The 11610-nt window shown below is 60.2% G+C and carries 12 protein-coding genes; 9 read left to right on the top strand and 3 right to left on the bottom strand.

Going from position 1 to position 11610, the window contains the following annotated elements:
• The first annotated feature begins 37 nt into the window (after window positions 1-37).
• Window positions 38-523, top strand: coding sequence for a thioesterase family protein (locus ABID19_RS11915; protein WP_354490700.1), 486 nt, complete (start codon window positions 38-40; stop codon window positions 521-523).
• A 254-nt stretch (window positions 524-777) separates the two neighbouring features.
• A complete protein-coding gene (locus ABID19_RS11910; protein WP_008876617.1) occupies window positions 778-975 on the top strand; it encodes a hypothetical protein in 198 nt (65 codons plus the stop codon).
• On the opposite strand, the gene ABID19_RS11905 is transcribed toward ABID19_RS11910, so the two are convergent.
• Window positions 972-1445, bottom strand: coding sequence for an Lrp/AsnC family transcriptional regulator (locus ABID19_RS11905; RefSeq protein WP_354490697.1), 474 nt, complete (start codon window positions 1443-1445; stop codon window positions 972-974). The genes ABID19_RS11910 and ABID19_RS11905 overlap by 4 nt on opposite strands.
• Before the next feature lie 89 nt (window positions 1446-1534).
• Between ABID19_RS11905 and ABID19_RS11900 the strand changes: the two genes are divergently transcribed.
• The gene (locus ABID19_RS11900) at window positions 1535-2440 is read left to right on the top strand and encodes an EamA family transporter (RefSeq protein ID WP_354490695.1); all 906 of its coding nucleotides are present in this window, start codon (window positions 1535-1537) and stop codon (window positions 2438-2440) included.
• Here ABID19_RS11900 and ABID19_RS11895 read toward each other — a convergent pair whose 3' ends face one another.
• Window positions 2441-3346, bottom strand: a complete 906-nt coding sequence (locus ABID19_RS11895; protein ID WP_354490693.1) for a dienelactone hydrolase family protein — start codon at window positions 3344-3346, stop codon at window positions 2441-2443.
• A 275-nt stretch (window positions 3347-3621) separates the two neighbouring features.
• On the opposite strand from ABID19_RS11895, the gene ABID19_RS11890 reads away from it, so the two are divergent.
• Both ABID19_RS11890 and ABID19_RS11885 read left to right on the top strand, forming a co-directional pair.
• Entirely contained in the window at window positions 3622-3780 is a 159-nt protein-coding gene (locus ABID19_RS11890) for a hypothetical protein (protein ID WP_354490691.1), read from the top strand.
• A gap of 22 nt (window positions 3781-3802) precedes the next feature.
• Window positions 3803-4234 (top strand): hypothetical protein, encoded by a 432-nt coding sequence (locus ABID19_RS11885; RefSeq protein WP_354490689.1) that lies wholly within the window; start codon window positions 3803-3805, stop codon window positions 4232-4234.
• Between the two features lie 9 nt (window positions 4235-4243).
• Here ABID19_RS11885 and ABID19_RS11880 read toward each other — a convergent pair whose 3' ends face one another.
• Window positions 4244-6556: a glucose/quinate/shikimate family membrane-bound PQQ-dependent dehydrogenase gene (locus ABID19_RS11880; RefSeq protein WP_354490687.1), complete on the bottom strand. Its 2313-nt coding sequence runs from the start codon at window positions 6554-6556 to the stop codon at window positions 4244-4246.
• A 248-nt stretch (window positions 6557-6804) separates the two neighbouring features.
• On the opposite strand from ABID19_RS11880, the gene ABID19_RS11875 reads away from it, so the two are divergent.
• Genes ABID19_RS11875 through ABID19_RS11860 form a run of 4 tightly spaced genes read left to right on the top strand, consistent with a single transcriptional unit; the run spans window position 6805 to window position 11521 of the window.
• Window positions 6805-9510 (top strand): ATP-dependent helicase, encoded by a 2706-nt coding sequence (locus ABID19_RS11875; RefSeq protein WP_354490686.1) that lies wholly within the window; start codon window positions 6805-6807, stop codon window positions 9508-9510.
• 9 nt (window positions 9511-9519) lie between these two features.
• Window positions 9520-10224: an HD domain-containing protein gene (locus ABID19_RS11870; RefSeq protein WP_354490684.1), complete on the top strand. Its 705-nt coding sequence runs from the start codon at window positions 9520-9522 to the stop codon at window positions 10222-10224.
• The gene (locus ABID19_RS11865; RefSeq protein WP_354491579.1) at window positions 10152-10958 is read left to right on the top strand and encodes an HD domain-containing protein; all 807 of its coding nucleotides are present in this window, start codon (window positions 10152-10154) and stop codon (window positions 10956-10958) included. Before ABID19_RS11870 ends, ABID19_RS11865 begins: the two co-directional genes overlap by 73 nt.
• Entirely contained in the window at window positions 10955-11521 is a 567-nt protein-coding gene (locus ABID19_RS11860) for a hypothetical protein (protein ID WP_354490682.1), read from the top strand. The genes ABID19_RS11865 and ABID19_RS11860 overlap by 4 nt, the downstream gene beginning before the upstream one ends.
• Window positions 11522-11610: the final 89 nt, after the last annotated feature.

Below are 11610 nucleotides of genomic sequence, written 5' to 3'. Positions count from 1 at the left end.
ACCGACCACGCTCTGTCCAGCGAGAAGGAAGTTTTCGATGTCCATCCCCACCCCCTTCGTCTCTCGTGCCATGGGCATCGAGGACGACTGGATCGACTACAACGGCCATCTCAACATGGCCTATTACAATGTGCTGTTCGACCGCTGCTCCGACGAAGCGTTCGAAACGATGGGGATGGGGCTGGATTATGTGAAGCAGCGGCGGTTGACCATCTACACGGCCGAGGTCCATGTCTGCTATGTCAGGGAGCTGCATCTCGACCACAAGGTCAATGTCTCGTTCCAGCTCCTCGATCATGACGAAAAGCGGCTGAGAGCCTACCAAGAAATCCGCCATGTCGACGGCTGGCTCGCCGCCACTTCCGAATCATTGTCGCTGCATGTCGACATGTCAGGGCCGAAAGTGGCGCCCTTCCCGGCCGACGTGCTGACCAAGATCGAGGCCATGCGCGCCGCTCATGCTGCGCTGCCGATGCCGGAGCGCGCCGGCCGTTCCATCGGCATCAAGGCGCGCCGCGTTTGAAGAGGTTTTTTCGGCGTCCGCTTTAAGCCCTTGTTTTCATTTATACCGTTACCCCAAAGCCACTATGCCCTGATAAGCCATTGGCACTAGCCCGCAAGCCGGCTTGAACCGCGACCCGGCCGCCGTTAACCTTACCGAGGTTTTAACGTGAACAAGCCGAATTGAGTCGTTGAACGACTCAGCACGGCGGTTGAAAACCGTCCCTATCGAGTTGTGATACGGGCGGCTGGGCGGAAGCGGTTCGGGGAACGTGCATGAAAACCGACATCAAGGTCGAGGCGGACAGGCTGGCAGCTGATCCACGCATCAGCGACTATGATTTCTGGCGCTCGCTGAAGAACCTCAACAACGAGATCTTTCACATCGCCAACAACAACGAGCCGATCCCCTTCGCCATGATCCGCTGGCGCGCCATCCTGAAACAGGCGCGCTCGAAGCGCGGGCATGCCTAGCGCTTCAGCGCATCCAGCGGCGAACGCGCCACCACCGGTGACGACTGGATAATCGCGGTGTTGGTCATCGCAAACGGAATGATGCGGTCGATCACCCTTTCGAGTTCGGCCACCGAGCCGACATGCGCCAGCGCGATGAAACAGTCCTCGCCGGTCACCCGGTCGCATTGCGCGATTTCCGGCAAGTCGCGGATGATCTCGGCCACCACAGCCAGTTGCCCGGGCACCGGCCTGATCCGCAGCCATGCCGACAGCTTCATGCCGAGCGCCGCCGGGTTGATCCGCACCGTATAGGCTCCGATCACGCCGCTCTCCTGCAGCCGCTTGATGCGCTCGGCCACGCTCGGCGCCGACAGGCCGACCGAGCGAGCCAGTTCAGCGGTGCTGGTGCGCGCATCCTTTTCCAGCAGGCGCAGGATTTTCAGATCCGCCGCATCCAGGTCGGCATTTTCGTTTCGAAGGCGTTTCAACGAAAGCTCCTAGGCATCGGAAAAGTAATCGCCTCCTTGGCCGATCATTACCCATATAAACCGGAAAGATCGCCTGCGATAATTATGGCATGGAAGATCGAACGCAAGCCCCCGCAGCAATGCCTTCCCTTGCTGGCCCGGCCTTTGGCAAGCTGGCGACCTCGCTGCCGCCGCATGTCTGGTTCGGCGTCAGCGCCGTGTTCCATTATCTCGGGCCGGCTTTCGCCGTGCTGCTTTTCCCGCATGTCGGCGTGCTCGGCATGGCCTGGCTGCGCATCGTCACGGCCGCCCTGGTCTTTGCGCCGCTGACCCGGCCCTGGACGATCTTCGCCCGCGCCGACCGGCCGACACGATTGCTGCTTGTCGCCTTTGGTGCCTGCCTCGGCGTGATGAATTGCTCGTTCTACTTGGCGCTCGACCGCTTGCCAATCTCGCTGGTCGCGGCGATCGAATTCGTCGGCACCATCGGCGTCGCGCTGGTCGGCGTCAGAAGCCCGCGCAATCTCGCCGCCCTCGCCGTCGCGGTCATCGGCACCCTGCTGCTGATCGACGTCAAATGGTCAAGCGACCCGATCGGCCTGTTCTGGGCCTTCCTCAACGGCGCGCTGTTCGTTGGCTATATCGTGCTTGGCCACCGCGTCGCCCGCGCCGGCGCCGGCGGCGGCATCGCCGGCCTGGGTGCCGCCATGGCGGTCGCCTTGCTCATCGTGCTGCCGATCGGCTTCACCGATGCGCTGCCGGCTTTCTCGGCGCCGCCGCTGCTCATCGCCGCCATCGGCGTCGGCATCTGCTCGTCGGTCATCCCCTATATCTGCGACCAGCTCGCCATGTCGCGGCTGCCGCGATCGAGCTTCGCGCTGATGCTGTCGTTGCTGCCGGTCACCGCCACGCTGATCGGCGTCATTGTGCTCCGCCAGATACCCAGCTCCACCGATTGCCTCGGCATCGCCCTGGTGGTGGCCGGCGTCGCTTTCCACAAACCGGCAAACGCCTGATCAGGCAAGCTTTTCTCTGAGGAAGGTGCTCGTCCGGCCCCAGGCGAGGTCCGCCGTGTTCTTGTCGTAGCGGGCCGCTGACGTGTCGTTGTTGAAGGCATGATTGGCACCTTCATAAACATAGACCGTGTATTCGACCTTGGCTGCATCGAGTTCTTTCTTGAAGGCGTCGATACCGGCATTGATGCGGGTGTCGAGTCCGGCATAGTGCAGCAGCAGCGCCGCCTTGATCTTCGGCACATCCTCGGCCTTCGGCTGCATGCCGTAATAGGCGACGGCGGCGGCCAGATCCGGCGCGTTGGCAGCCAATGTGTTCACTGTACCGCCGCCCCAGCAGAAGCCGACCGCGCCGACCTTGCCGTTGCCACCCTCGTATCCCTTGAGGAAAGCGACCGTTGCGACCGCATTGGCGACGGTCTGCGCCGGATCGAGCTTGGAAAATTGGTCGCGCGCCTTGTCTTCGTCGGCCGGCGTGCCGCCAAGCGGCGACAGAAAGTCAGGAGCCAGCGCCACAAATCCTTCAAGCGCCACGCGTCGCGCCACATCGCGTATATGCGGGTTGAGCCCTCTGTTCTCATGCACGACGATGACGGTGCCGAGCTTGCCGGACTGGCCGGCCGGTTTGACCAGATAGCCCTTCATCTCGCCACCGCTGCCGGGGTAGCTGATGTCCTCGCCGGTCACGCGTGAATCGTCCTCGGCAATGATTGCCGCCCGGGCTGAATTCGCTGCCAGCAGCGGCGCGATTGCGGCGGCTGCCGCGCCTGATCCGGCAAGCCTGGTCAGCTGTTCCATGAAGCGCCGCCGGTCGAGCGTCAAATGCGTGTATTCGTCATAGGCGTCGATCATTGCCTGGGTAATGGCAGGCCGTGTGACGGCTGAGCTGGCAGGGACCGGTTTTGTCATGGCGCTCTCCTCTGCTTCGGCAACACGCGCAAGATAGGCTAGAAGCCCGCGTGGTCCAGTCACGGATGAGTGAGGCTATGCGGTGTTCACAACGCCGGTTGGCTCGCATTGGCCATGGCGGCCATTCGGCACGAAAGCCGTGACACGAACGCGCAGGCCGTCATCACTTTCTTGTAATTGGTGGTAAATCTTGACGATCCTGACACAATATAAGGGAAAGCTGCAGGTGGTGACCTCGCCTGCCTTTGCCGGCTTTGACAAGAAGGAAAACACTCATGACCTTCCCCACCCCGATCCTCGCAAGCGTGTTCGTGCTTGCCGCCGCCGTGCTGGCGCTGCGTTTCGCCGCCTTCGCTGCCACCAGGCGATCGATGGTCAAGGTCCGCAGCGACCGACGTCAGCCTGCCGATGGCCGCTCGAAGACCAGTGACTGAAACCCGAGGTTGAGGGGAAATCATGGACGTCCAGAATATCGTCGACGCCGTCTCACAGAAAGCCGGCCTCGACCAGGCAACGACGGAAAAGGTCGTTGGCATCATTTTTTCGGTGCTCGAGCACGAGGCGGAAGGCACGACCCTGTCCAGCTTCTTCGCCAAGATCCCGGGAGCCGATGGGCTGGCCCAGAAATATGATGTCATGGCTCCCGGCGCGGCCTCCGGTGGAGGCCTGCTGTCATCGCTGCAGGGCGCGCTGGGCGGTGTTCTCGGCGCCAAGACCGGCGCGTTGGTCAACGGCGTCGCGGCGCTCGAAGCGTCCGGCCTTAGCATGGCGCAGATCCGCCAGGCCGGCACGACGCTGGTCCAGCAGGCCGAAACCGCCGCCGGCCCCGAGCTGACCAATGAGGTGCTCAACTCGGTGCCCAGCCTGAAAGGCCATCTCGGCCTCTGAAAGAACTCTCTACTTCGGCAGCGTATAGGCCATCACATAGTCCCCCGCCTTGGTGCCGACCGAGCCATGGCCGCCGGCGACGATGACCACGAACTGGCGTCCGTCGGCGACCGTGTAGGTCATCGGCGTCGACTGCCCGCCGGCCGGCAGCCGGGTCTGCCAAAGCTGCCTGCCAGTCGTCAGATCATAGGCGCGGAAGAAGTCGTCGACCGCAGCACCGAGGAAGGCGACGCCGCCAGCGGTGATCATCGGCCCACCGATGCCCGGCACGCCAACCTTGAACGGCAGCGGCAGCGGCGTCATGTCGTAGACGGTGCCGTTGCGATGCTTGTAGACGATCTTGCCGGTCCTGAGATCGGCGCCCGCGACATAGCCCCAGGGCGGTGCCTGGCAGGGGATGCCGAGCGGCGACAGAAACGGCTTCAATATCACTGCATAAGGCGCACCTTCATTGCGGTTGAGGCCCTGTTCGCTGCCTTTGGTATCGCCCGGCGGCGGCACGTCCGCGCGCGGCACCAGCTTGGAGATGAACGCCAGGTATGTCGGCATGCCGAACATCACTTGCCGGACCGGATCGACCGCCACGCCGCCCCAGTTGAATGTGCCGAAATTCCCGGGATAGACCAGTGAGCCCTGCAGCGACGGCGGCGTGTAGCGACCCTCATAGCGCAGTTTCAGGAAATCGATCCGGCAGGCCAGCTGGTCGAACATGGTAATGCCCCACATGTCCGCGCCGGTCAGCGGTTTCGGATTGAAGCTCAGATCCGAGACCGGCTGCGTCGGCGAGGTATGATCGCCCTCGATCGCGCCGCCCGGCGCCGGCACTTCGCTGATCGGAACGATCGGCTCGCCGCTGCGCCGGTCGAGCACATAGAGGTCGCCCTGTTTGGTCGGCCCAACTAGCGCCGGCACCACGCCGCTGGCCGTGGTGATGTCGACCAGCGTCGGCTGCGCCGGCACGTCCATGTCCCAGAGATCGTGATGCACGGTCTGCCGCACCCAACGCAATTGGCCGGTGTTGAGATCGAGCGCAGTGATCGAAGAGGAGAATTTCTCGTCATTGGCGCTCCGCCCGGCGCCGAGCTGATCCGGCGTCTTGTTGCCGAGCGGCACGTAGAGCAAGCCGAGCTTCTCGTCGGCGCTCGCCGTCGACCACATGTTGGGCGAGTTGTGGGTATAGGTCTGGTCAGGTGCCAGTGGCGTCGTCTGGTCCGGATTGCCGGAATCCCAGTTCCAAATCAGGGCGCCGGTGTCGACGTCGAAGGCGCGGATGACGCCGGACGGCTCCTCCGTTGAATAATTGTCGTTGACCGCGCCGCCGACGATGATCTTGTTGGCGATGATCAGCGGCGCCGAAGTCGAATAATAATAGCCCGGCTTCGGATACGGCATGTTGGCGAGCAGGTTCAACGTGCCGCCCTCGGCGAATGTGGGACAGACCTGGCCACTCGCGGCGTCGAGCGCGATCAGCCGGGCGTCGGATGTCGGCAGATAGACGCGTGCTGCACAAGGCTGGCCGGCGGCGATTTTGGCATCGGCATAATAGGCCACGCCGCGGCACGTCTGGTGCTGGCGGTCCTTGTCCAACCCGACCTTGGGATCGAAGCGCCATTTCTCCTTGCCGCTCGCTGCATCTATGGCAATGGCGAAATTGTGCGGCGTGCAGATGTAGAGCGTGTCGGCAACCTTCAGCGGCGTCACCTGATAGGTCGTCTCACCGATGTCGTCGGGCCCTTTCACATCGCCGGTGCGATAGGTCCAGGCCGGCTGCAAATTGGCAACGTTTTCGGGAGTGATCTGGTCGAGCGGCGAATAGCGCTGGCCATACTGGGTGCGGCCGTAAAAATGCCATTCGCCGGCTGGCACATTGCCGCCGAGGTCGGCCGTCGGCGTCACCATGTCGGTGTTGAGTTGGCCGGCAATATCCTTTGGATCGGTCGTCATCGAATAGCCGGCAACGCCGATCGATGCCAGCACCGCGAGTATCAGCGGCGCGCGACCGTCCGGGCCGGTGAGCCCGCGCCGCGCCCACGGCGTCAGCAGCCACAACGCCAGAAGCACGATGATGCCGCCGCGCGGACCGAGTTCCCACCAGTCGAAGCCGATTTCCCAGACCGCCCAGCAGAGCGTGCCGATGACGATCGCCGCGTAAAGCCACAGCGCCATCGATTTGCGCCTGTAGAGCAGCCAGCCGGCGAGGAGGAAGGCGATGCCGGCAATGACATAATACCAACTGCCGCCCAGCGAAGCTAACCAGATGCCGCCGCCGCCGAGCGCCAGGCCGATAAGAAGAAGGATGAGGGAGGTGATGACGACAGCCAAGATGATACTCCTTCGACTGGTGCGCTTCGCAGCGTCAATGGGCAACCCGGCATTGCGCTCCTGCCCCGGGCACAACTTTCTCCGGCCCGCCTCCTCTGTCAAGCAAGCTCCTCGTTTTAGGCGTGGACCCACAGCAGGCTCACGTTTTGGGTCGCGCACTCATCCAGATTGTGGGTCTACGGACTGGAGAGAGAACAAAACGGAGACACTTCTGGCGTTTCGCCGCCGAATCACTACATTCGGGGGAGATGTCCGGCTTTTCGGAAGATATGCCTTTTTTTGACGAACCGAACGCGCGGCCCTCGGCCCCGTCGGGAATTGCTGCGCGCGCCATGGCTGCCCGCAGCGGCCACAACAACGCGCCCGATTATCTGAACGGCCTCAACCCCGAGCAGCGCCTGGCGGTGGAAACCACCGAGGGCCCGGTTCTGGTGCTGGCCGGCGCCGGCACCGGTAAGACGCGCGTCTTGACCACCCGCATCGCCCACATCCTTGCCACCGGCAAGGCCTTCCCCTCGCAGATCCTCGCCGTCACCTTCACCAACAAAGCCGCGCGCGAAATGAAGCAGCGCATCGGCATCCTGATCGGTGAAGGCAATGTCGAGGGCATGCCGTGGCTCGGCACCTTCCATTCGATTGGCGTGAAGCTGCTTCGCAGACACGCCGAGCTTGCCGGACTGAAATCCGATTTCACCATTCTCGACACCGACGACGTCGTTCGACTGATCAAGCAGCTCATCCAGGCCGAAGGGCTGGACGACAAGCGCTGGCCGGCCAAGCAATTCGCCCAGATGATCGACGGCTGGAAGAACAAGGGGCTTGGTCCCGCCGACATTCCCGAGGGCGATGCCCGCGCCTTCGCCAACGGCAAGGGCCGTGAGCTCTACAAGGCCTATCAGGAGCGGCTGAAGACGCTGAACGCCTGCGACTTCGGCGATCTTCTGTGCCACCCGATCCGCATCTTCCGCGCCAATCCGGACGTGCTTAAGGAATACCACAAGCGCTTCAAATACATCCTCGTCGACGAGTACCAGGACACCAACACCGCGCAGTACATGTGGCTGCGGCTGCTTGCGCAGCGGCCGCAATCCTCCCCCCTTGAGGGGGAGGTGCCCGCGAAGCGGGCGGAGGGGGTCGCCGCAGAAGGAACCGCCCAATCATCAAAGACCTTGGCGTCGAGCACTGCCGCACGGACCCCACCCGGCCGGGCTTCGCCCGGCCACCCTCCCCTCAAGGGGGAGGGAAACCTGCGCCCGGCCACCGTAAATATCTGCTGCGTCGGTGACGACGATCAATCCATCTATGGCTGGCGCGGGGCCGAGGTCGACAACATCCTGCGCTTCGACAAGGATTTCCCCGGCGCTGCGATCATCCGGCTGGAGCGCAACTACCGCTCCACCGCCCACATCCTCGGCACCGCCTCCCACCTCATCGCCCACAATGAAGGCCGCTTCGGCAAGACGCTGTTCACCGAAAGGGTCGCTGAGGACGACGAGAAGGTGCATGTCCACGCCGCCTGGGATTCCGAGGAAGAGGCCCGTGCAGTCGGCGAGACCATCGAAGCCTATCAGCGCCAGAAGCACAATCTCAACGACATGGCCATTCTTGTCCGCGCGTCCTTCCAGATGCGCGAGTTCGAGGATCGTTTCGTCACGCTCGGCCTCAACTACCGCGTCATCGGTGGCCCGCGCTTCTACGAGCGCCTCGAAATCCGCGATGCGCTGGCCTTCTTCCGCGTCGTCGCGCAAGGCGCAGACGACCTCGCCTTCGAGCGCATCGTCAATGTGCCGAAGCGCGGCCTTGGCGAAGCCACCATCCGCCAGATCCACGACACCGCGCGCGCGCTCCGCATCCCAATGCTGGAGGCCGCCTCCAAACTTGCCGAGAGCGACGAGCTGAAGCCGAAGCCGCGCGCCGCACTGCGCGAGGTATCAGCCAATTTCGAGCGCTGGCAGAAAGCACTGGAGACCACGCCGCACACCGAGTTGGCCGAGACCATCCTCGAGGAGAGCGGCTACACCGACATGTGGAAGAACGACCGCTCGGTGGAAGCTCCCGGCCGGCTGGAAAACCTGAAAGAGCTGATCCGCTCCATGGAGGAGTATGAGTCGCTGCGCTCCTTCCTCGAACATGTAGCACTGGTGATGGACGCCGAGCAGAACGCCGAACTCGATGCCGTCAACATCATGACGCTGCATTCGGCCAAGGGCCTCGAATTCGAGACCGTTTTTCTGCCTGGCTGGGAGGAAGGCCTGTTCCCGCACCAGCGCGCGCTCGACGAGGGCGGCCGCTCGGGGCTCGAGGAAGAGCGCCGCCTGGCCTATGTCGGCCTGACCCGCGCCAAGAAGAACCTGCATTTGTGGTTCGTCTCCAACCGCCGCATCCACGGCCTGTGGCAGTCGACGATCCCATCGCGCTTCCTCGATGAACTGCCGGAAGCCCATGTCGAGGTCGCCGAGGGCGGCAACAGCTACGGCGGTTACGGCAATCCCTATGGCGGCGGCTCGTTCGCATCGGGCCGTGGCGGCCAAGGAGCAGGAAGGCAGAACCCCTATGGCGCCTCGCGTTTCGACAATGTCGGCGCAGAAAAATCCGGCGCCTTCTCCAACACCTATGCGACGCCGGGCTGGCAGCGCGCACAAAAGAACCGCACCGAGGCGACCGACCGCAACTGGGGCTCGCGTTCCGGCCACCAGGTCGAGCGCATCGGCTATGGCGAAACCGACTCCGGCTATGGCGCCGGCCGCACTAGCGTCAAAGGCCGTACCATCGACGGCGAACTGGTCGCCAAATCCGTCGCCGACACGCCGTCCGCCTTCAGCGTCGGCGACCGCGTCTTCCACCAAAAATTCGGCAACGGCAACATCTCGGCCATCGAAGGCAACAAGCTGACCATCGACTTCGACAAGGCCGGCCAAAAACGCGTGCTGGATGGGTTTGTCGCGGCGGTGTGACCCGCATGGTTGCGTTTCAGCAACAGTTTAGAACGGTTTTTTCACCATCTTGATTTGCTTAGTGAAACAAACCATGAACGCGGCTATCATACGAACTTGTGCGATTCTCTCGCACATCCGCGTCGGCAAACAATGAAACATCACCACGAGTTTCGCGATCCTATTCATACTTTTATCAGCGTTCGCACAGATGAGCGGAGCGTCATAGATTCACGGCCATTCCAACGCCTGCGCAACATTCATCAGCTCGCTCTTACATATTTGGTTTACCCGGGAGCTACCCATCGCCGATTCGAGCATTCGCTCGGCGTCATGGATTTGGCGTCAAGAATATTCGATATTGTGACAAGTTCTGAAAACATTGTTCATTCCGTAGTGAGAGACATCGTGCCCGACACGGATGCTCTTCGCTATTGGCGGTCTGTTCTGCGCATGGCAGCGCTCTGTCATGATGTAGGTCATCTCCCTTTTTCACATGCGGCAGAACACAAACTTCTACCAAAGGGCTTTGACCATGAGCAGATAACTGTTTCATTGATTAGGTCTGCTGAGATGCAAGCCATTTGGGAAAGAATGACCCCTCCCCTCCGTGCCGACGATATCGTTAGGTTGGCAGTCGGCCCAAAGAAGGCCAAAGACTTATCCTTCTCAACCTGGGAAACTATACTATATCAGAAATTATCATCGGCGACGCTTTTGGGGCTGACCGGATAGATTATCTCCTTAGAGATTCCTATCATGCAGGGGTAAAGTACGGCAATTTTGACCACAATAGACTTATTAACACGCTAAGAATATTGCCGAGACAAGATCAAGGGTCAGACGAGCCAGCCCTAGGACTGGAAAACGGAGGCCTGGAATCGTCGGAAGCGCTAATGCTCGCGCGGCATTTTATGTATAAGCAGGTCTATCTCCATCCAATTCGGCGAGTTTATGATCTTCATCTGATTGATTTTCTAAACTCCTGGTTGGAAGGCGGCCTTTTTTCCACCGCCTTGGAGGATCACCTTGCAATGTGCGATGCTGAGGTAATTTCAGCGATTCGAAAAGCTTCGATCGATGCGTCGAACCCATCTCACCTACATGCCTGCAGGATTGAGAAGCGGGAGCATTTTCGACTTTTTTATGCAACTAGCCCTGGCGACAAGATAGGCGGGGTTCTTCGCCCAGGTGAAAAACTATATGATCTTGCCAAAAATAAGTTTGATTCAAATTTAATTAGACATGACTACATACCGCCCAAGGCAGCCGCCCCCGATTTTCCTGTAAAGATGTATGATAATTCCATTCAGTCCTCGTTGAAAGTGTCACCAGTCCTTATTGGGCTTCCCTCTATCGAGGTGGATTCTCTCTTTTGTTGTAAATCAATCTTGCGGGATGCCTTAAAGTGGCGCGATGAAACTCGCGCTGAAGCTCTAGATTTAGTCAAACAGACGGAACTGCTATGAAGCACAATGGCCAAGATGACAGGGTATCGATCATACTAGAGCTAACAAATCGACTAAAGTCGAGAGGTAGCTGGTGTGGGGAAACCCATATCCAAAAAACGGCCTTCATCTTGAGAAATTTTGGTGTGGATGATCTCGATTATGAATTCATTCTGTATAAGCACGGACCTTATTCTTTCGATCTTCATAGCGAACTGGCGATAGTGCGTAACGCTAATTTAATTTCTCTTGTTGTTTTGCAGGATCGATATGGGCCTTCTTTTGAGGTAACAGAAATATGGGGAAAACGCTTCCTTGAAAAACATCAAGAAAGAATTAGAAAGAATAAGAAACAGATCGATTTTGTAGTTGAGTGGGTTGGGGATCGAGACGTGAAATCTCTCGAACGAATTTCGACAGCTTTGATGATTGCTAGAGATAACCCGTCACAACCGGTCGATAGCCGTGCCCTGCTTCTCAATAAGCTTAAGCCTCATATTACCATCACAGAGGCGGAAAACGCGACAAAGCAGGTTGATTTTAAGTTGGAGGAAGCAAGGAAGAAAAAAATCCTTGCTGACTAGGGTCTGTACTCAATTAGGATTCCCGCCAGCGCAGAGTTGTGATTCAAGGCTTCCGAATCGAGTGGAGGCATTGATGCGGAAGCAGCTCT

Origin of the sequence: Mesorhizobium robiniae, assembly GCF_040545535.1 — a bacterium.
GTDB lineage: Bacteria > Pseudomonadota > Alphaproteobacteria > Rhizobiales > Rhizobiaceae > Mesorhizobium > Mesorhizobium robiniae.
This window is presented reverse-complemented; position numbering and strand designations above follow the sequence as displayed.

What these genes read in the sequence shown, in the direction of transcription:
- ABID19_RS11915 (WP_354490700.1), top strand. Translation starts at nt 38, where the DNA reads ATGTCCATCCCCACCCCCTTCGTCTCTCGTGCCATGGGCATCGAGGAC.
- ABID19_RS11910 (WP_008876617.1), top strand. Translation starts at nt 778, where the DNA reads ATGAAAACCGACATCAAGGTCGAGGCGGACAGGCTGGCAGCTGATCCA.
- ABID19_RS11900 (WP_354490695.1), top strand. Translation starts at nt 1,535, where the DNA reads ATGGAAGATCGAACGCAAGCCCCCGCAGCAATGCCTTCCCTTGCTGGC.
- ABID19_RS11895 (WP_354490693.1), bottom strand. Translation starts at nt 3,346, where the DNA reads ATGACAAAACCGGTCCCTGCCAGCTCAGCCGTCACACGGCCTGCCATT.
- ABID19_RS11890 (WP_354490691.1), top strand. Translation starts at nt 3,622, where the DNA reads ATGACCTTCCCCACCCCGATCCTCGCAAGCGTGTTCGTGCTTGCCGCC.
- ABID19_RS11885 (WP_354490689.1), top strand. Translation starts at nt 3,803, where the DNA reads ATGGACGTCCAGAATATCGTCGACGCCGTCTCACAGAAAGCCGGCCTC.
- ABID19_RS11875 (WP_354490686.1), top strand. Translation starts at nt 6,805, where the DNA reads ATGTCCGGCTTTTCGGAAGATATGCCTTTTTTTGACGAACCGAACGCG.
- ABID19_RS11860 (WP_354490682.1), top strand. Translation starts at nt 10,955, where the DNA reads ATGAAGCACAATGGCCAAGATGACAGGGTATCGATCATACTAGAGCTA.